The organism is Spirosoma luteolum (assembly GCF_054778875.1).
In genome coordinates this window covers 533,495-553,615 of the sequence record NZ_BAAGZE010000003.1, presented here as the reverse complement: position 1 = coordinate 553,615, position 20,121 = coordinate 533,495, and the positions used below count along the sequence as shown (strand labels likewise).

Annotated in this window: 16 protein-coding genes; 7 read left to right on the top strand and 9 right to left on the bottom strand. The window is 60.3% G+C overall.

Going from position 1 to position 20,121, the window contains the following annotated elements; all coding sequences use genetic code 11:
- Window positions 1-8: 8 nt before the first annotated feature.
- On the bottom strand, window positions 9-1,775 hold the full coding sequence (locus ACYVAC_RS04880) for a S41 family peptidase (RefSeq protein WP_461096463.1): 1,767 nt from the start codon (window positions 1,773-1,775) through the stop codon (window positions 9-11).
- A gap of 158 nt (window positions 1,776-1,933) precedes the next feature.
- On the opposite strand from ACYVAC_RS04880, the gene ACYVAC_RS04875 reads away from it, so the two are divergent.
- The gene (locus ACYVAC_RS04875; protein ID WP_461096462.1) at window positions 1,934-3,121 is read left to right on the top strand and encodes a DUF819 family protein; all 1,188 of its coding nucleotides are present in this window, start codon (window positions 1,934-1,936) and stop codon (window positions 3,119-3,121) included.
- Between the two features lie 130 nt (window positions 3,122-3,251).
- Here the strand turns inward: ACYVAC_RS04875 and ACYVAC_RS04870 are convergent, their stop codons facing one another.
- Window positions 3,252-4,307: an OmpA family protein gene (locus tag ACYVAC_RS04870; protein ID WP_461096460.1), complete on the bottom strand. Its 1,056-nt coding sequence runs from the start codon at window positions 4,305-4,307 to the stop codon at window positions 3,252-3,254.
- 290 nt (window positions 4,308-4,597) lie between these two features.
- Between ACYVAC_RS04870 and ACYVAC_RS04865 the strand changes: the two genes are divergently transcribed.
- Window positions 4,598-6,217, top strand: a complete 1,620-nt coding sequence (locus ACYVAC_RS04865) for a hydrolase (RefSeq protein ID WP_461096459.1) — start codon at window positions 4,598-4,600, stop codon at window positions 6,215-6,217.
- A gap of 94 nt (window positions 6,218-6,311) precedes the next feature.
- On the opposite strand, the gene ACYVAC_RS04860 is transcribed toward ACYVAC_RS04865, so the two are convergent.
- On the bottom strand, window positions 6,312-7,223 hold the full coding sequence (locus ACYVAC_RS04860) for a LysR family transcriptional regulator (RefSeq protein ID WP_461096457.1): 912 nt from the start codon (window positions 7,221-7,223) through the stop codon (window positions 6,312-6,314).
- 144 nt (window positions 7,224-7,367) lie between these two features.
- Here ACYVAC_RS04860 and ACYVAC_RS04855 point away from each other — a divergent pair, with 144 nt between their 5' ends.
- A complete protein-coding gene (locus ACYVAC_RS04855; RefSeq protein ID WP_461096456.1) occupies window positions 7,368-7,982 on the top strand; it encodes an NAD(P)H-dependent oxidoreductase in 615 nt (204 codons plus the stop codon).
- Here the strand turns inward: ACYVAC_RS04855 and ACYVAC_RS04850 are convergent.
- The 3 genes from ACYVAC_RS04850 to ACYVAC_RS04840 all read right to left on the bottom strand — a co-directional run bounded on the left by ACYVAC_RS04850 (window position 7,934) and on the right by ACYVAC_RS04840 (window position 12,063).
- A complete protein-coding gene (locus ACYVAC_RS04850; protein ID WP_461096455.1) occupies window positions 7,934-9,367 on the bottom strand; it encodes a hypothetical protein in 1,434 nt (477 codons plus the stop codon). The genes ACYVAC_RS04855 and ACYVAC_RS04850 overlap by 49 nt on opposite strands.
- A 133-nt stretch (window positions 9,368-9,500) precedes the next feature.
- Complete coding sequence (locus ACYVAC_RS04845) at window positions 9,501-11,186, bottom strand: ArnT family glycosyltransferase (protein WP_461096454.1); 1,686 nt, start codon at window positions 11,184-11,186, stop codon at window positions 9,501-9,503.
- Window positions 11,187-11,316: 130 nt separating this feature from the next.
- Complete coding sequence (locus ACYVAC_RS04840) at window positions 11,317-12,063, bottom strand: lysophospholipid acyltransferase family protein (RefSeq protein ID WP_461096453.1); 747 nt, start codon at window positions 12,061-12,063, stop codon at window positions 11,317-11,319.
- Window positions 12,064-12,225: 162 nt separating this feature from the next.
- Here ACYVAC_RS04840 and ACYVAC_RS04835 point away from each other — a divergent pair, with 162 nt between their 5' ends.
- Complete coding sequence (locus ACYVAC_RS04835) at window positions 12,226-13,203, top strand: acyl-ACP desaturase (protein WP_461096452.1); 978 nt, start codon at window positions 12,226-12,228, stop codon at window positions 13,201-13,203.
- 365 nt (window positions 13,204-13,568) lie between these two features.
- Window positions 13,569-14,408, top strand: coding sequence for a helix-turn-helix transcriptional regulator (locus ACYVAC_RS04830; protein ID WP_461096451.1), 840 nt, complete (start codon window positions 13,569-13,571; stop codon window positions 14,406-14,408).
- Here ACYVAC_RS04830 and ACYVAC_RS04825 read toward each other — a convergent pair.
- Both ACYVAC_RS04825 and ACYVAC_RS04820 read right to left on the bottom strand, forming a co-directional pair.
- Entirely contained in the window at window positions 14,405-15,085 is a 681-nt protein-coding gene (locus ACYVAC_RS04825) for a hypothetical protein (protein WP_461096450.1), read from the bottom strand. The two genes, ACYVAC_RS04830 and ACYVAC_RS04825, sit on opposite strands and share 4 nt — an antisense overlap.
- Window positions 15,086-15,241: 156 nt before the next feature.
- Entirely contained in the window at window positions 15,242-16,606 is a 1,365-nt protein-coding gene (locus tag ACYVAC_RS04820) for an MATE family efflux transporter (RefSeq protein ID WP_461097003.1), read from the bottom strand.
- Window positions 16,607-16,765: 159 nt separating this feature from the next.
- On the opposite strand from ACYVAC_RS04820, the gene ACYVAC_RS04815 reads away from it, so the two are divergent.
- Both ACYVAC_RS04815 and murA read left to right on the top strand, forming a co-directional pair.
- On the top strand, window positions 16,766-17,530 hold the full coding sequence (locus ACYVAC_RS04815) for a DUF4290 domain-containing protein (protein WP_461096449.1): 765 nt from the start codon (window positions 16,766-16,768) through the stop codon (window positions 17,528-17,530).
- Window positions 17,531-17,623: 93 nt separating this feature from the next.
- Window positions 17,624-18,931, top strand: coding sequence for a UDP-N-acetylglucosamine 1-carboxyvinyltransferase (murA, locus tag ACYVAC_RS04810; RefSeq protein ID WP_461096448.1), 1,308 nt, complete (start codon window positions 17,624-17,626; stop codon window positions 18,929-18,931).
- 72 nt (window positions 18,932-19,003) lie between these two features.
- Here the strand turns inward: murA and ACYVAC_RS04805 are convergent, their stop codons facing one another.
- Window positions 19,004-20,050, bottom strand: a complete 1,047-nt coding sequence (locus ACYVAC_RS04805) for a T9SS type A sorting domain-containing protein (RefSeq protein ID WP_461096447.1) — start codon at window positions 20,048-20,050, stop codon at window positions 19,004-19,006.
- Between the last annotated feature and the right edge of the window lie 71 nt (window positions 20,051-20,121).

Sequence of the window (20,121 nt, the reverse complement as noted above, 5' to 3'; positions counted from 1 at the left end):
GCCCGGTTTTATTTCTGGGCCGACGAGCGGGGGCGGGGGCGCACCGGTTTGCCCGGCACGTCGATACTTAGTTTGGCCAGAGCCGCGTCGAGTACCGGGTCGCGGCCGGCCTGCACGTCGGTAACCGTGGGCCGCACCAGCAGATTGGGCTGAATGCCCTTGCCGTTCCATTCGGTACCGTCGGGGTAGGCGTCCCGTTTGGTACAGACGCGGGCCATAACGCCCCCCGGCAGCGCGAATACCAGCGGCTGCCCGGTGCTGCCGCCGGTAGGCTCACCAACGAGGGTGCCGCGCTGCATGGCGTCGAACATCACCGCGAAATCTTCGGCGGCCGAAAAGGTGCGGCTGCCGATCAGCACCGCCACGGGTTTGGTAAAGATTTTTTTGCCGTTGGCGGGCCAGGTGTTGTCTTCGCCGACAGATTCGAACAGGACCTGCTCGCCCCGCGCCCGGCGCAGCGGGCTGTAAATGCGCGATGAATACGACCCGGTTTTCATGGGCTTGTCGGTCAGGTAGCCCAGAATGTTCCAGCCGTAGCCACTGTCGCCCCCGCCGTTGAGCCGCACATCGAGAATCAGGCTATTAGTCTGGGCAATAGAGTCGAAGGCCGCCACAAAGCCGTCGAGGGCCTTGCTGTTTTCAAAGTTGTTGAGCTGCACGTAGGCAACGTTGCCGGGCAGCACCCGGAAGCGGAAAGCGGGCGTCGGGCTGAGTTTGCCGTAGCCGAAGCGGGGGAGCACTCGGCTGAAGGTCTTGCCCGTACCGTCGCGGAACACCAATGTCACTGGCCTGTCTTTGGGACCGTTCAGGAGCGCATACGTATAGGTCGACACATCGATGTTCTGGGGTGTTGAGCCGCTCTGGTAGGGCCGCACATACCGATCGGCGTAGGTTTTGGTGGGCAGGCCATCGATGCTGACCAGGACCAGCCCCGGCCGGATGCCCGTCTGGCGCAAACTGTCGGACAGTACGTCCTGCACCAGCACCTCGTTGCCCACCAGTACGCAGCGCAGGGGTGGCCGGCGTGCAACCGAATCGGCCAGCCGGGGGTCGGTGGGCCAGATGTCGGTATGGCCGTCGTGAAGCTGGGCGATAAACGATTCGAGTACGTGGTAATACGCTGCCGTGGTGGGAGCGGCCTGCACCTTCGGCAGGTAGTCGAGATACAGCTGGTCCCAGTCCAGGTCCGGCACGTGATCGAAATAGGCAAAGTTATACTTCGCTTCCGACCAGATTTTGGAGAGACCTGCCACCTTCTCGGCCTCGCTGAGCACCGGTTTGTAGGCGGTCTTGAGCGCGTCGGAGTTGAACACCCGACTGGCGGCTTTGACTTTTTGCAGCAGACCGCTGACCAGTGGTGTCTGCCGGACGGTGACGAAAGCGGAGTCCCGGAGTACGTGGGGGGCGTAAAATTGAGCGGATGCGCCCGATAGCGGAAAAGCCAGCGTTGTGGCTGCCGCGTCGGTTTTGCCCAGTTTAGCCTGAATCAGGGCCAGATCGTAGCTGATATCGCCTTTGCGCGCCCGCAGGTAGTTGTTGGTTTTGGCGAGGGCCTGAATATCGGGGCGGTGGTAATAGGTCAGGGCGTCGAGCAGTATCTGTTCGCCCCGGCGCAAACTGTCGGCGGGTGGCTGCCTGGCGTCGCCCACGATTTTGTCGGCCCGGTGGCGTTCGTTCTGAAGGTAGTCGTAGGCCTGTTGGGCCGTCAGGGCGGTTTGTGCCAGCACGCTCTGAGTACCCAGCAGCAGGCAGAGAAGCAGGAGTCGGAAGGGCATAGGTGGTAAAAAAGGGGGGCAATGCAGTTGGTCGGGTAAGGTACGCAACAGGAGCCCCGGATTCAAGCAAATGGTATGGGGCGGCCGGCCGCTGCAGCAAACGACTGTGCTGTCGGCGGGGGCATTTTTTTGGTATATTTCAACTCCCCCCTGACTGTATGCCGCTTCTCCAAGACCCACTGGCTATTCTGGCCCTGCTGATGGCTAATATTCTCGTGTCGGACCGCCTGACCCGGCTTCCCGTTTTTCGGCAGCTCGGCACCTCGCTCACCGTTATCATACTCACCGCCCTGACGGCCAATCTAGGTATCATCCCGGCGTCGACCAATGCCCCGCCCCTCTACGACGGCATCTTTACTTACCTGGCGCCTATTTCAATCTTTTACCTGCTCCTGACGGTGAATCTGCGCAGCCTGCGCCGGGCCGGGGCGCCCATGGTCATCAATTTTTTTATTGGCGCGGCCGGTACCATGCTGGGCGTGATTGCCGGGATGTGGGTCGTGGCCGGGCCGGCGGGGTTCGGCCCGCTCTACTACGCATTGGGGGGCATGTTTGCCGGCACCTATACGGGGGGCAGCAGCAACCTCAACGCCATTGCGCTGCATTATGGCGTCAACAAAGCCGGTAACCTCTACGCAGCCGCCATTGCTACCGATAATATCGTAACGGCCATCTGGATGGGGGTGACCCTGCTGCTGCCACCACTGCTGAACCGGTATTTTCCTCGCACACCGACCGTTACGGTCACAGCGGCCGATCGGGCGCAGCTCGATGCCGAGGCCGACGCGCAGGTCAGCGAGGTTGAAACCATGACCCCGACCGATCTGGCCCTGCTGATCGGGTTGGGCGTGCTGGCGCTGTTCGGGGCGGGGCTGGTGGCCAGCTGGATGCCGGCCATCCCGAAAATACTGGTGCTGACCACGCTGGCGTTACTGCTGGCGCAGTGGCCCCCGGTGCAGCGGCTGCGCGGTGTGCGGGTGGTGGGCATCTTTTGCATCTATCTCTTTCTGGCCGTGATCGGTGCTTACTGCGACATCGCGGCCCTGCTCAAAGACGGGCAGCTGGCGCTTACCATGGCCCTGTTTGTCGCCGTGTTGGTTACGGTACACACCATCGTTCAGTTCGGGGTGGGGGCGTTGCTGCGGCAGGACTGGGCCGTTGTGAGCGTGGCGTCGCAGGCATGCCTGGGCGGATCGGCGTCGTGCCTGGCCCTGACCAAAAGCCTGAAGCGTCCCGATCTGCACCTGCCCGGTATTCTGGCGGGGGCGCTGGGCAATGCCGTGGGCACTTACTGCGGCATTCTGGTGGCCGAGTACCTGCGCGGGGCCAGCTGGCTGGCGGGTTAGGGGTACTCGTTCCGGGCCCGTCAGGCTATTCGGCACAAACGAGTAACGGTTGTGCCGAATAGCCTGACGGGAAGTCTCGGCAAGCAGCCTGCCCGGTCGGGACGTTAAAATCGAGCGTACTGGCCACTGGTCAGCGCATGTACGTAATCTCGACCCGCCGGTTCTGGGCTCGCCCGGCTTCGGTGTCGTTGCTGACCAGCGGGCGCGACCCGCCGTAGCCTACCGTGTTCATGCGCGTGTCGGCCACGCCGTGGCGGTAGAGGTAGAACGCCACTACCCGGGCCCGCTGCTCCGACAGGGCCTGATTCAGGCGGGCATCGCCCACGTTGTCAGTGTGGCCGGCAATCTGAATAACCCAGCCAGGATGCTCGACCAGCGCCCGCGCCAGCTGGTCGAGTTCGGCGGTGGTACCGGGTAGTAGCCCATAGCTACTCTGTTCGAACTGCACCGACCGCAGCACGAGGGTTTCGCCGGGGGGCGTAGCTACAGTCGGGCTTGCCGGTGGCGTTGGCCTGGGTGGGTTGCTCACGGCCATCACGATGGTGGCTGTCGACGGGGGTGTGCTGACAGGTGGCACAGTCGCCCGTTTTTCGGGGCGGGTGGGGCGGACGGTAGCTGTCGCCGTACGCGATCGGGGCGGGGTGGGTACCGGCGGTTCGGGCCGTATGGGCCTGGGCGGGGCGGGTGGTGGTGGGGCCGTTTGCCGGAAATACTGCGCGGTAATGGGGGCCTGGGTGGTGCTGTTGGGCAGTTGCCAGAACAGATCGATCACCCCCCCCAGCATGTCGTTGAAATAATCGACCCGCAGGTCGTAGGCTTCGCCGGCTTTCAGAATAACGGCCCCTTTAAAATTGACCGAGTCGTGCAGCTGCCACGCGTCGATTACCAGGCGGTTGCCCACCCAGAGCCGGATGCCATCGTCGACTTTAGCGAAAAACACATAGGTACCGGTGGTGGGGGCCAGCAGCTTACCGGTCCAGCGAACGGAGTAGTACGACTGCGGCAGACCCGGTCCGGGCGTGCGCCCCCGCCAGTCGAAGTGCAGCGATGGGTCGGTGCGGGTCATCACGAGCTTCTCAAACTGGGTACCCGTGTAGTACTGCCCTTTTAGCCCCGGCTGCGCGCGCAACGGCATTTGCCCGGCGAGCTCGGTGGTTAGCAGCAGACAAAGGAAAAACGTACGCATGGGCGGTAGGGGATATGGCGCCTGAAAGATGCGTTTTTTAGGCGTGGGCTACCGCCAGAATCCGGTATGCGGTCCGGGCGAACCGATCAGCGGTCGACAGCCGGGATAAACCCAGCCAACGGACTGTGGGCTGCCACGAGCTGGTGTTGCCGATACGCTGCTGACGCGGTACCGGGCGGCCGAAACTACGCGTATCATAACAGTTTGGTAACATACTAAACAGTGGTAGCTTATACCGTTTAATCAACTTTGTGTCCAGTATATCGCATCACAACCAACCCCTCCAGCACATGCGTATCCGTCACCGGTTACTTTTCCCCTCGTTTACCCGGCTTGTTGCCGGCACCTGCATTACCGGCGCCCTGCTGTTCAGCTGTCAGCCAGCCGATGAATTCGTGGCCACGCCGGCATCGGCTGCCAGCAGCCGGGCCCGCGTTCAGGCCGTGGCGCTCACCGAAGGCTTCGAAGTGGGGGGCACCAGCCCCAAAACAGCCTATGACGTAGCCCCCACCGGCTCGGACAGTGGCGACAATGTAACGCTGCAGGCCAGAAACTGGAACCTGTACGACGCCCTGATTGCCAATAGCAGCGCCGACCGGAAAGCCGGCAGTTGGTCGGCCCGGGTGCGCAACACGGGTAAAGTGACCATGCTGTCCGACATTGCGACCGGTATCAGCACCGTTACCGTGAAGCACGCCCTCTACGGCACCGACGGCAGCAGCCAGTGGGGCCTCTGGTACTCGACCAACGGCGGCAGCAGCTGGACCCAGTCGGGCGCGGCCGTAACGTCGACCACCGCGCTCCAGACCCAGTCGTTTACGATCAACGTGGCTGGTGCCGTGCGCATCGAACTCCGCAAACTGTCGGGCGGTACCAACCGCATCAACCTCGACGATATTCAGATCACTGACCTCGGCGATGGCGGCACCACCCCGCCCCCGACCACCACGGGCAAAAAGTTTCTATTCGACGCCAGCCACCTCGAGAATGCGGGTAGCGCCGACTGGCAGATCGATGCCGACGGGACCGAAAACGTGACGATGTACACGGGTGGTACCACGGTTGAACTGATGGCCCAGCGCATTCCGACGGCTTCGTATACGGGTATCACGACCAGCACCCCCGAAACCTACTGGCGGGGTGGCCTTTCGGCCTGGGGAGTCGAGCTGGTCAAACGCGGTAATCTGGTCGAAACGCTGCCATCGGGCTCGGTTGTGACCTATGGCAACACCAGCAATCCGCAGGATTTGAGCAACTACGCGGTATTTGTGGTGGTCGAGCCCAACCGGCTGTTCTCGGCAGCCGAGAAAACGGCCATCCTGAATTTTGTCAATGCGGGTGGGGGGCTGATGATGGTGGCCGACCACACAGCCGCGACAACGGCCGGCACGGATGCCAATGGCTATAACCCGTCGGACCGCGACGGCGATGGCTACGACTCGCCCCGGGTCTGGAACGATCTGATGACCAACAATGGCATCAACAACAACAAACCCTTCGGCTTCACGGTCGACTTTGTCGATATCAGCGAGAAACCAACGGCCAATGTCTACACCGGCACCAACACCAACGCGCAGAAGGTACTCAACGGCATGGCTGGTGCGGCCACTAAACTGGCATTCTACAACGGGGCTACGGCCACGCTGGCACCCGCCAGCAATGCCACGGTGCAGGGTCTGTTCTGGCGCACGGGCAGTACCAACAACGGCAACACGGGCGTCATGGCGCTGCTGTCGACCTATGGCACCGGCCGCGTGGTATTCGTGGGCGACAGCTCGCCCTGCGACGACGGCACCGGCGATCCCAACGATAATCTGTTCAACGGCTGGTCGGGCGATGCACCCTCGGGCTACACGTCGCATCCGGCGCTGTTTCTGAATGCCTCGCTATGGCTGGCCAGGATTCAGTAACTATCAGCCACCCAAACGGGTAAGACGGGGGCGGTGCCGCAGGGTGCCGCCCCCGTCGTGTCGTTGATCAGAACGGATGAGGTCCTGCCACCGATCAGCGGGCCGCAAAACTGGCGTCGGACCGAAAAATCTGCTCGATACGGGCAATTTCGTCGGCGTAAATCGTCTTTTTCCGGGTGCCAAAGTACAGCGTATTCTCGATGGGCCGCTCGCCGGTCCAGACCAGCTGCACCTGACCGGTGTCGAGTTCGCGCCGGCAGAGAAAATCGGGTATAACGGCGAACCCGGCTGCGTTGCTGAGGCAGCGCACAATGGAACAGATATTCGGGACGATGTAATTGGGCCGGAAGTCGGGGTGCCGCCCGAAATTCAGGTGCCAGAATTTGCGCAGGTGCTCCATATCGGCCGCGGTGCTGTACCAGGTCTGGCCCCGTAGCCAGGCTTCGGCACCGGTCAGATCGCCGTTGGCCAGGAGCGCGTCCAGCTCGGTTGTATCGGTCTGTCCCCCGCCAATCAGTACGATACGCTCGGTCGAAAAGGGCTGGTAGGTCAGGTTGGGCTGACTGCCTTTGTGCGGGCTGATGATGAGGTCGAGCAGTCCCTTGTCGAGGTCGTGCTGCATATCCGAGTAATCGCCGAATTTGATAATCAGGTTGAAGGGCAGGGTGGCAATATGGGGTTCGAGCGTAAACTGAAACGTTTCGAAACACATACCGATGCTGATGGTGGCCCGGTCGCCCCGGGTGCTTTTGTGAAACTGCTGCTCGGCGGCCTCCAGTTTGCTGATGGGTTCCAGAATGTAATTATACAGCACCTTGCCCCGCTCGGTCGGTACCAGCCGCCGGGCCGACCGGTCGAACAGTTTGTAGCCGGTATGCGCTTCGAGCGAATTGAGGTGCAGGCTGACGCCCGGCTGCGAGATGTAAAGCGCCTGGGCAGCCGCCGTAAGTGAACCCGTTTCGTAAATCGCCTTAAAGGTGCGAAACCACTCCAGATTCGTGATCATGAGTATATAAGCAGGCTGATAGATAAATCAAATTTAACTTATTTTTCTGATAGACAGGCTGGTTCTACCTTTGTGCTAGCAATGCCCTAAGTGATTCAGCCTGAGCAGGCTATCGCTGATTTGGGGCAACAGGCAACGATACCCATGAGAAACATACTGATCATCAACGCCGGACAGTCATTCGCCCATTCCGGGGGCGCTTTCAACACAACCCTGACCGGGTGGACTCAGAACCTGCTGGCCACCCACCCCGATCTGGCGGTGCAGGTTACCCACGTCAGCCAAGCATACGACCCGGATGAGGAGGTCCGTAAGTTTGTCTGGGCCGATCTGATTATTTACCACACGCCCGTCTGGTGGTTTCAGTTGCCACACGGCTTCAAGACCTACCTCGACCGGGTGCTGACAGCCGGACATCAGCAGGGCCTTTACCACAGCGACGGACGCAGCCGCAGCAATCCCGCCATTAACTACGGCACGGGCGGTACATTACACGGTCGGCATTATCTGCTTACCACCAGCTGGAATGCACCGAGTGAAGCCTTTACGTTACCCGGCGAATTTTTCGGTGAACGATCAGTCGACGAGGGGGTTATGTTTGGCTTTCACCGCATGAACGCCTTTATCGGGCTCGCTCCGCTGCCCTCGTATCATTTCCACGATGTCGAAAAAAACGCCGATCTCGTCCGCGACAAGGCCGGGTATCAGGATCACCTGCAGCGGGTTCTGACGGAATGGCTGGCACCCGTACCCGCCTGACACCCGTTGCCTGTAAAAGCGAAGGCCCCCCGGATCAAGGATGGATCCGGGGGGCCTTCTGTCTGATATGGCCGTTGGTTTACCGGCGACCGTGAAAACCACCCCCGCCGTGGAAGCCGCCCCCGTACGAGCGCATGCCCCCATAGCCACCACCGCCCCACGGTTGCCCACCCCCCCCACAACCGGCTGGAGTAGCCGCCGAAGTTCGGGGCCGGGCGCGTGGGTACGGCAACCCGGGCGTTGGGCGCGTAGCCGTACGGGTGGTTATACGCGCGTGGGTTGGCCAGCCAGTTGGTATGGCCACCGCCGTAGTAGCCGTAGCCGCCCGGACGGTACACGCTGCCGATGCGGGCATACAGGTGCGGATACAGACCATAACCTCGGTTGTGAAACCAGGTTGAGAAGCCGATTGAGGGCAGGCCGTAGACGATCATGTTGCCGCCGGCACCGTAGTAAAAGCCTGTGCTGGCCCACCAGGCCGACGGATACCATATGGGCGAACCATACCAGTAGGGATATCCGGACCAGAATGAGTAGGGGTTCTGGTTGTAGTAAGGCGTGTTGACCCAGGCTGGATTAGGACTGATACCTGTGTTGTAGCCGTTGGCCTGCGCATAGGCCTGCCCCGCCTGCTGCAGTTCCTGTCTGGCCTGCGGGTCCTGATCGAGCGACCGCTGGTAGTCGGCCAGTTGCTGCTGCTGCCGGGCAGCCTGCTGATCGTGCAGATCGGCCAGTTGTTGGGTTATGCCGTCCGGATTGGCCTGGTAGGATCGACCCAGCGCGGCCGTTTCGTCGGGCTGGCGGGTCAGCAGTGACAACACATCGGGTAGGCCGATCAGCTGCCGGAAGGCATCCTGCGTGGGCCCATCGAGGGGCGCAATCAGGCGGGTAAAGCGGGCGTCGGCGTCCTGGTTGAGGTTATCGGACTGCACCAGATCATCGTGGTGGTGGCGATACAGCTTCCAGGCCGTAGGCTGCAGATCGGCGGGAAGTGAGCGCGTCAGTTGCTGCACCGTTTCTTCGTTGGCACCCGGGGCCAGGGCAGCGAGCTGATGCTGCATGACCGGAAACCGGGCCATATCGTAAAACCAGCCCTGTTTGGTTTGCCCGTACGGCTGGATCAGGTTGGTAAAGGCCTGTTGGGTAGCGGCCTGCTGGCGGGTCAGTTCGCCCAATACCCCGGGCTGCTGACTGGCCAGTAATACCGCGCGACGGACATCGTCGCGATAGGGAGCAATGGCCGAAACAAGCGTTGGGTTGGCATCGGTGGCCGCCATGGGAGCGGTCTGGGGCGTCTGAGCGCGTGTGAAGGGGCCAGTTGCGAACAATACGCCAAGGCCAAGTACAACGACTTTGGCAATTGGCAGGTTGATGAGCGCCTGCATGAGTGACACGTAGCTGAGTGAAACAATGACGCTGGCTGCTGGGCCCGGCGGCCAGCCTTATAAGCATAACACCCGCAGGTCGCAGAGCGTGTTGAGGATGGGTTAATCGTTGGTTAAAAATGCGCAGCAGGGGCTATCGGCCCACTTCGAGCAGCACGTAGGGTTTGGTAGCACTGGCCCGGGTGTCGTGGTTCAGAAATGCATAAGAGGGCTGGCTGATGTGGAAATACGGGAACACCGCCAGCCGCCGAACCCGGAAACCGCGCTGCACGAGTGAGTCGGCGTAGACTGCCGTGGTAAACACCGGCATGGGTTTCTGCGCCACCAGCTGCCGCAGGGTCGAGTCGGCATGGATGTACTGAGTGGGGCCGTGGAAGTCGAACTCATAGGTCCACGAGCTTTCGCCAAACGTTTCGGAGCCGTAGAGCAGCGTTTTCTGACCGGCCAGACCGGGCTGGGCATTGGCCAGTCGGGCGGCCATCATGCCGGCCTGGTACTGCACGAACGTACCGAACAAAAACAGGTTCATTACCACGGCCAGCACCAGCATGGCGCCCATCATGCGGCCCATCAGTGCCCGCAGGTCGGTACCCCGGAACAGCAGCAGTGTAAGCACCGTTATGACCACCACCCAGCCAATAGCCAGTGCCAGCCGGTCGGGCTCGACCAGCAGCAGCGACCAGACCAGCAGGCCCGCCAGCAGCAGCCCGATCACGGTTTGGCCGATGGTCCACCGGCGCAGCGCAGCCGGGGCCAGCCCCACCAGAAACTGCGCCGTCAGGATGGCGTAGAACGGGAAAAGCACGTTGAGGTAGTGCGGCAGCTGAAATTTCGACAGCGAGAACAGCACGAACGTGATCACGCCCGACCCCAGCGACACGTATTCGGGCAGGGGGTGCTGCCGCCGAACCAGCCGCGCAACGGCCTGCCCGATGCTGGCGTACAGCGGCAGCGACCAGGGCAGAAAGGCCCACAGCAGGGTGTGCAGAAAAAAGAACTTATCGCCATCGCCCTTGATGGGCCCGGTGTTAAAGAATCGGCCAAACTGACTGTCCCAGAAGAAAAACCGGATGCCCGAAATACCCCGCTCGCCGTAGGTAATCTTGTCGGGCTGGCTGTCGAACTGGAGATACAGGCAGTATAGCTCGGGCGTGGCAAACAGCAGCGACAGCACCACGGCGGCATACCAGCGGGGGCGCAGCAGCTCGCGCCAGTGGCCCGTCAGCAGCCAGTCGATCACGAGCCCCGAGCCAATCGGAATGAGCACGATGGGCCCCTTGGTCATCAGGGCGCAGCCGGTCAGCAGCGATCCCAGCCAGAGGTGCCAGCCCGGCCCGTTGCGGTAGAGTCGGTAAAAGTGGTAGGCCGCGCCGATAATGAGGCCCGTCAGGTAGGGCTCACCCCGCACATCGTTGTTCGACAGAATGGTGTGGAAGGCCGTTAGCAGCACCAGCGCAGCCACCTGCGCTACCAGCCGGCTATAGGCCAGCCGGGCAAAGCGGTAGGTATAGAACACCCCCGCCAGGTAAAACAGCAGGGCCGGAAATTTATAGCCAAACGCGTTGATGCCGAATAGGTTGTAGCTGGCTACCGTGACCCAGAATGGAAAGCGGGGCTTGTCGAGCCAGTCGAGGCCAAACACGTAGAGCCGAACCAGATCGTTCGACTCGGCCATGGTTTTGGTGATCGTTGCATACAGCCCATTGTCGGGTTCGATGATGGGGAGCAGCAGGCCGGTGGCATTGAGCGCCACGCCCACCGCCAGGAGGGCATAAAACAGGCGATTGGGCAGGGCAGCGGGAGAGGGTGACGCAATCATTCGGAAGCAGAACCGATCCTGCGGGCAGGAAACGGCATAGATTTTTACCCCAAAGGTCGGAAGAAACCGCGAATCGAGCGGAGCGCCGGCCATCTGGACCCGATATTTCTGCCCCGGGGGGCCAGGCCAATCAGGCAGGCAGGGGCTGCCCCAGCTCGGTTCGGATGGCGTTTTCGGCCTGCTGCACCACGGCTTCAGGGGTCTGTCCGGCCGGCTCAATGGCCGATAACACTGTCCAGGACAGCCGCGAAAACGACCGCAGCGGAAACAGACCGCTGGGCGTGAACGCGCCCGTGCCCCGAATCACGACGGGGACCACCAGGGCGCCCGGTGCCCGTTTGAGCAACACGCTCAGGCCGGCCGTGGCAAAGGGGCGCAGCTGCCCCGTGGCCGAGCGGGTTCCTTCCGGAAAAATCACCGCCGACAGGTTCTGCTGCTGAATAAGTTTACCCAGCCGGGCAATCTCCGAGATAGCCTGCTTGGAGTCTTTGCGGTTGATGAGGGCCGCGCCACTTTTGCGCAGGTTATAGGAGATGCCCGGAATACCATGGGCCAGCTCGATTTTCGACACGAACGTGGGTGTGTGGGGGCGCAAAAACCAGATGATGGGCGAAATATCGAACATGCTCTGGTGGTTGGCTACAAACACGATGGGCCGGTCGGTAGGTAGCGGCTGGGTCTGTATGAACCGCACCGTGGTGCCTGTAAGGTACCAGCCGCCCAGAATAGCGGCATTCATGTAATCGACGACTTTTTTGTGGGCCGGCCGCCCGAAGAGGTGAAACGCCAGAAACTGGAGGGCATGAAAAATCAGAAGCACCAGGCCGAAGTAGATCATGTACACAAGGCTCAGCACATAGTCGAGAAGTTTCTTCATGGGGCAGGCGGGGGGCGTCGTCGGTTGTTTGAAGCCCAAAAATAGAATACGCAGGCGATAGGTTCGCGATTAAAAGGCGGGGCGGGGGCACAAACCGGCCGGGTTTCGGCGTAACTTGCCACTTCATCTTTTTACCAACGTAGTTTCATCTCCTTCTCCCATATGGCTTTATCTGGCTCCCGCCTTGACGTGATGCGCTACGTCGGCGAGCAAATCGAGTCGCTGATCGGTGAGTACCTCAAACCCATCGAAACCAACTGGCAACCCTCCGACTTTCTGCCCGACAGCACGCGGGAGGATTTTCCGGAAGAAGTGCGGCTGTTTCGGGAAAGCGCCCGGGAGCTTTCCTACGATTATATGGCCGTGCTGGTCGGCGATACCATTACCGAAGAAGCCCTGCCTACCTACGAGTCGTGGCTGATGGACATGATCGGCGTCGATCAGGCCAACGCCAACGGCTGGACAGCCTGGATTCGGGGCTGGACGGCCGAAGAAAACCGCCACGGCGACCTGCTCAACAAGTTTCTGTACCTGTCGGGTCGGGTCAACATGCGGGCTATGGAAGTGTCGACGCAGTACCTGATTGCCGACGGGTTCGATATCGGCACCGGCACCGATCCGTACCGGAACTTCGTTTATACGTCGTTTCAGGAGCTGGCCACTAACGTGTCGCACCGCCGGACAGCCACGCTGGCCAAGCAGTCGGGCTGCCCCCAGCTGTCGAAAATCTGTGGCGTTATCGCATCCGACGAAATGCGCCACGCCAAAGCCTACAAGGCTTTTGTTGGCAAGATATTCGAAGTCGACCCGTCGGAAATGATGCTGGCCTTCGAGGATATGATGCGCAAGAAGATTGTGATGCCGGCTCACTTCCTGCGTGAAACGGGCGTGAAAATCGGCCAGACTTTCAGCCACTTCTCCGATGCTGCCCAGCGCCTGGGCGTGTACACGACCAACGACTATATCGACATTGCCGATTCGCTGCTGACCGACTGGAACATTGCCGACGTAACGGATCTGAACGATGCCGGGCAGCGTGCCCGCGATTACCTGATGGCACTGCCCGCCCGGCTGCGTCGGGTGGCCGAACGCACCAAAGTGCCGACGCTCGAATACCCGTTCACCTGGATCGCCGGCTAGTCGGTGCAATCGATGGCGGCTGGTCCCGGCCGGTGTGTTGGTCTGCCCGACCGTTGCACCGGCCGTTTTGTTGCGTACAAAAAAAATCTCCTGCCTGCATCGGCCTTGCGTCTGCAACCGATTCAGGCAGGAGATAAGCAGGTGGTGTGGATAAAAGCTAATGTTACCTGATAAAGTGCCATTAGCTAACAGACTGCGGGGCTTGTGGCCATGGATCAGCATGGCCTAACCGCTCTGCAAATTGCTCTCGATCGGCAGTTAAAACAATACGTAGGGTAGTGATAATAAAGTGACTAAAAACTTTTATGTAATTTCGACGATATGTAGGATACGGGTAGCGATGCCCCGCCTGACAACCTGTTTTTATGGCCGACCGAACCCACACCACTTTGGTAGATCAGGAAATCAAGCGACTTCGGGAGTTTCTGAAGGAGCTATACCCCGACCCGGACGCACTGACGCTTATGGTCTCGGCCGATGAGCAGGCCCGGGAACAGAAAGCGCTTCGGCAGAGTCTGCGCACGGAAGAGTTCTACCTGATTGTGGATCTGGTAAACCTGCGTATCGTCGAAGCGGCCGGCCTTGAGCAATTGGGTTACAACTCGGCAAGCTTTACGTTTCAGCAGTACCTGAACACCATTCCCAACCAGGGCATGCTGCAGCTCATTACGCTGCTGGGCAAGCAGAGTTTCCGGCTGTCCGATCAGGCCATGCTGAGTTTCATGAACCCCAAATTTATTGCCAACATCCCAATGACGTTTGCCGACGGGCGGGTCATGCTCGTGAAGCGCACCATCTCGACCTGGCAGTTTACGAGTGAGGGTGTGCTGACGGCTTACCTCTCGGAGTTTACCATCATGCATCCCTACAACAATGATCCGGTAAACCCGCGGTTTCTGAACCTGAATCCCAAGATCGAAGCGAAATTCAACAGCGAAGTGGCGCAGGTGTTTGCCAATCTGTCGGCCAAACTCAATCCGCTCTCCCACCAGGAGATCAACCTGCTGCGCCACTACGTCGAAGAAACTGACGGCGAGGTGACGACCAAACAAATGGCCGATCTGGCCGGCATCACAGCCAACACGGTGCGGACCCACAATCAGAATATCATGACGAAGGCTAAATCCATGTTTGGCGATTCGATGACGGCCAGAACCGCCCGCGAAGTAGCGTTTTTCCTCAAGAAGAGCGGCATGCTGGGTTAGGCCGTCTGCTGTTTGCCGGCGCCCAGCGGTTTGGGGGCAAGCGGCAGCCGCCAGTTGCTCAGCCATTGCTTTACCCTGTTTTTAGTCGCCCGGATCAGGTAGCGGTTCAGCAGTACGACGGTTGCCTGAAGCGGCAAATCGTCCAGTTCGATCACATAAATTTTCAGCAGGGCGTTGTCTTCACGAATGCTTTGCCGACAGTGTTCGCCCACCGGGCCGTGGTAGATCACGCGCTCCATGAGTTCCTGCTGAATCTGCTTGACGGCTTTGATAATCGAGCCCCCCACCAGAAAGGCTTTGCCCAGCAGCCGGGCATGCTTGTAGGCCTGCGTCAGCATCACCGTGTAGTAGATACGGCTTTCGCGGGCCGAGAGGTCGCGCCGTTTCCAGTTGGCCGTTAGTTCGAGCAGGTCATGCTCGGTTAGATTTTCGTCGTCGAGCAGGCGGTCCCGAATGCCATCGGTCAGGTAGCTGAAATACCGCAGCCGGTTCATCTCGCGGGTGTTCAGCATAAAACCGGCTACCGGAATGGGGCCCCGGTAAAACTGATAAACGATTGCGTTTTGCAGGTAATCGGCCGGTAGCTCATTGCCCGACAGGATGCGGTAATTCACCGCATAGCGTTGCAGCTCAGCCGGGTCACTGACCCGCTGGTAGTAAAAAGGAGACGTATTCATGGGCTGGGTGTGGATGATAAAACTACCCCTGAAGGTAGGGGTAAATACCGGTATTTTTACGGGGATTGGCCTACCCGAAATACCCTGTTTACTAAGCGGTGCCTACCCGTACAGCCCGGGCCGTCCGACTGGCCCGAGCGGCAGAGGAAGGTCTGTTTAGACCCGCTCCGGCAGCGCTACCCGACGCAGCCGACGGAAGAAGCGAACCGTGAGCAGCACGGCGGCTATGGTCAGGCCAACGAGCAGGCCCACCCACACACCAACGGCATCGAGGCCGGCCGGAAACGCCAGCACGTAACTAAGCGGCAGCGCCACCACCCAGTACGAAAACAGGGTGATAACCGTCGGGATGTTGACGTCTGACAGGCCCCGCAGACCACCCAGGGCAACAACCTGTACGCCGTCGGAGAGCTGGAAAAAACCCGCCATCACCATCAGCGATGCGGCAATCTCCATGACGGCCGGATTGTCGCGGATGTAGAGCGAAACGAGCCAGTGGTTGGCCGTCAGAAAAAGCAGGGCGGCCAGTGTCATCAGACTCAGCGAAAGCGCCAGGGCGGCAACGCCGGCCCGGAAAGCCCCCTCACGACTGCCCAGCCCCACGGCGGCTCCCACCCGGATAGCCGCAGCCGACGAGATACCCGTGGCCATCATGTACGTTACCGACGCCATGTTGATGGCAATCTGGTGGGCGGCCAGCCGATCGTCGCCGAGCCAGCCCACAATCACCACGGCGAGCGAAAACGTAGCCACCTCGAAGAAAAACGTAAGGCCCCCCGGAATACCCAGCCGCAGAATGGTGCGGATATCGTTGCCGATGGGCAGCCGCCGGAAAGCCGGCAGCAGATAAGCCTGAAACCGCGGCTGGCGGTATACATACACGAGCATGGCAATGGCCATAAATACCCGCGACAGCAGCGTGGCCAGCGCCGATCCCATCAGGCCGAGCGCCGGCACCGGCCCCATGCCGCTGATGAACACGTAGTTGAACAGGGCGTTGAGGACCAGCGCCGACAGCGTTATCAGCATGGCCACGCGGGGCTGGCGCAGGCCGTCGCAGAGCTGACGGGCGGCTACAAACAGGAGCAGCGGCAGCACCGACGCACTCAGGATTAGCATAAACTGCCGGGCCAGGCGCGTTACCTCGGGAGTCTGCCCAAACAGGTCGAAGAAGAAGGCGAGCACCACCGACAACCCACCCAGCACCACACTCATCAGCACGGCCGACCACAAACCCGCCCGAAACAGGCGGTTGATACCGGCCGCATCGTCGCGGCTGGCGGCCTGCGAGACCAGCGCGGCTACGACCGAGAGGCCACCCACGCCAATGCTCGACATCAGAAACGACAGCGAGGTGGCCAGGCCGGCGGCCCCCAGCGGTACGGCCCCTAACAGACGGCCTACAAACAGGTTGTCGGTAACGCCCATCAGCACCACGCCCAGCTGGGCAATCACGATGGGAACACTCAGGCGGAAGGTATCGGCCAGTTCGGGCCGGTACAGGCGTAGCAGTTGTTTCAGAGCAGCAGATGCCGATAGCGGCTGGTTGTAAGTTGCAAAGGTACGCGTTTCCGATGGTCCGGGCGCGGGCTGGCTGCCAACAGGCCCCGCCTGCCGTCTGCTGAATACTGCCTGATTGTTCGTACTTTTGTTTTCTTTATCAATAATCCCGCAAGGCCCTTGAAAGAATACGGCAGCAGTATCCAGAAACTGGTTGACAACATGGTCAACATCGACGATCGGGAGAAGCGTACCCGTTACGCCCATATCCTGATCGAGTTGATGCGGCAGATTCACCCCAACATGAAAGACGGGCAGGACTACTACAACAAGTTGTGGGATGACCTTTACATCATGTCGGGTTTCACGCTCGATGTCGACAGCCCCTATCCGCCCCCGTCGGAAGAAGCCCTCGGCAAGAAGCCCCAGCGGGTTCTTTACAATACCCACCACCTCAAGTTCAAACACTTCGGTCGTAATATCGACCTGCTGATTGCCAAGGCCGTAGCCCTCGAAGAGCCCGACGAGCGCCGGGCGTTCGTATCGTACCTGATCCGGCTCATGCGCACATTCTACCAGACCTGGAATAAAGAAGGGGTGGAAGAAGAAACCATCTATCAGAGTCTGATCGAACTCTCGAACGGCAAGCTTTACGACGATGTGAAGCTGGTTCGGGAGCAGGGCCTGGTAGAGTCGACCCCGCGCGAACGGGCCGGCGAGACCGCCCAGCCCCAGCGCATCAGCAGCACCGGCACGGGCATTCATAACCGCAACCCGGGCCGCCCCAACCGCAATCAGGGCGGGCAGGGCAACTTCGGCAACAACCGCAACCAGGGCCGGCCCAACCGCGACGGTGGTGCCCGCAACTTTGGCAATTCCAACAACGGCAACAACCGGAATCAGGGCGGCCCCAACAACCGCAACAACGACCGGCGCCGGCGATAATACCTCGTTTTGCGTACCCGCTGGTACGCACCGATGGCCGGCGCCCTACCAGCGCCGGCCCTGTCGATTAGTAAAAACCGGAAAACACAACCAATGGCATCTTTCCAAATTACGGGCGGCCGCAAGCTCAAGGGGGAACTAATCCCGCAGGGCGCCAAAAACGAAGCGCTCCAGATCCTCTGCGCGGTGCTGCTGACCAAAGAACCCGTCACGATTCATAACATTCCCAACATCCGGGATGTCAATCAGCTCATCGACCTGCTGGGCGACATGGGCGTGTGGGTAACCCGCATCGGCGAAGGCTCGTACCGTTTCCAGGCCTCCGACGTTAATCTCGACTACCTCGAAACCGATACCTACAAGCGTAAGGCTGCGGCCCTGCGGGGGTCGGTCATGCTGCTGGGACCCATGCTGGCCCGCTACAAAAAAGGCCGGATTCCGCGGCCTGGTGGCGATAAAATTGGCCGGCGCCGGCTCGACACCCACTTTCTGGGCTTCGAGAAACTGGGCGCGCAGTTCAACTACGATGCCAATGACGGCGGCTATTACCAGGTCGACGCCAGCAACCTGCGCGGCACCTACATGCTGCTCGACGAAGCATCAGTAACCGGAACAGCCAACGTGCTGATGGCGGCCGTAATGGCCGAGGGAACCACCCAGATCTATAATGCCGCCTGCGAACCCTACCTGCAGCAGCTGAGCAAAATGCTGAACCGTATGGGTGCCAACATCACCGGCGTGGGATCGAATCTGCTCACCATCGAAGGCGTAACCGAGCTGACCGGCACCGAGCACACCATGCTGCCCGATATGATCGAGATTGGCTCGTTTATCGGTATGGCGGCCATGACGCAGTCGGAGATTACCATTAAAAACTGCCAGATCCCGCAGCTCGGCATCATTCCCGATCAGTTCAAACGGCTCGGTATCCAGATGGAATTCCGGGGCGACGATATCTTTATTCCGGCGCAGGAACGCTACCAGATCGAGAGTTTCCTGGACGGCGGCATGATGACTGTGTCGGATGCACCCTGGCCGGGCTTTACACCCGATCTCCTCAGCATTGTACTCGTGACGGCCGTACAGGCGCAGGGTACGCTGCTGGTGCACCAGAAAATGTTTGAAAGCCGGCTGTTCTTCGTCGACAAACTCATCGACATGGGCGCTCAGATCATTCTCTGCGATCCGCACCGGGCCACGGTGGTCGGTCTCAACCGGCAGCTGCCGCTCAAAGGCATCCGCATGTCGTCGCCCGATATCCGGGCGGGGGTGGCACTGCTCATTGCGGCCATGTCGGCGCAGGGCACCAGCATCATCGACAACATTGAGCAGATCGATCGCGGGTATCAGCATATCGACACCCGGCTCAATGCCATCGGTGCCGAGATTATCCGGCTGTAAGAAGCCTCGACATCCGGCGTATAAACCGAACAGGCCCACCATTTGGCGGGCCTGTTCGGTTTATAGGAGTGTTTAATGCTGCACCACAATGCGCCGGGCCTGTACGCCCAGGGGCTCGGTGACCCGAAGCAGGTAGGTGCCGCTGGGCCAGCCGGCGGTCTGTACGCGGGCCTGACTGCTTTGGCTCGGCTGCCGGTACAGAACCCGCCCCTGCAGATCACTGATTTCAACCATGGCCGATGATTCGAGGCCTTCGAGCTGCAACTGCTCGTTGGCGGGTTGCCCGATCAGCAGCAGTTCGCCGTTGGTGCGCAGAATGGCCGATCGAATGGGCGAGTAGCGAAACGAGCCATCGGTGTCGGTCTGGCGCAGCCGGTAGTAGTTGATGCCGAGCCGGGGCGACTCGTCGGTGGCGTTGTAGAACTGGCGGGTCTGGGTGGTACCGCGCCCGTCGAGCTGTGCCACCGTTTCGAATGAACGGGCGTCGGCACTGCGCTGCAGTTCGAAGCGGGCGTTGTTGCGCTCACTACCCGTCGACCAGTTGGCAAATACCTGCCGCTGTACGGTCTTGACTGAAAATTCGATTAGCGAAACGGGCAGCGTAGTGGCCGTCACGGTGTATGTCGCCCGGGAGTAATTACCGCCGTTGGAGTCGAAGAAGAAGCCGAAGTTGCCCAGAATTTTCCAGTATACCTCCAGCGTATAGGTGCCGGGAGCCAGCCCGTTGGCCAGGTTGATGTTGGCGTTCGACAGGTTCCAGGTCTGGTTGCCGTTGGCATCGGTACTGGTATTCGATAAGTCCATCGTGACAAAGTCGCCCGGGGCAATACCCTGCAGGTACAGCCGATAGCTTAGCTGGGCTGTTGTTACAGCATCGCCGTTGGTGGCCGATGTACGGATTTCGGCGCCGTTCAGAAAAATGGAGGTGTTGGCAGTGCCGAGGTTACTGCCGTTGAAGCCGGGCAGGTTGTCGGTGTTATAGTTGCCGGCGCGGGCCACATTGCCGGCGGCATCGACATTGGTCGAAACCGATGTTTGAATAAGGCCAAACTCAGCCCGGACCGGCTGGGCCAGCAGACAGCCGAATAGCCCCAAAAATACAAGTACCAATGATTTCATACAGAAGCGCATAAAGGCCACGGGCCGGTGGTGGCCCTACGCATCTGTACTTACAAAAATTGATCAAAAGT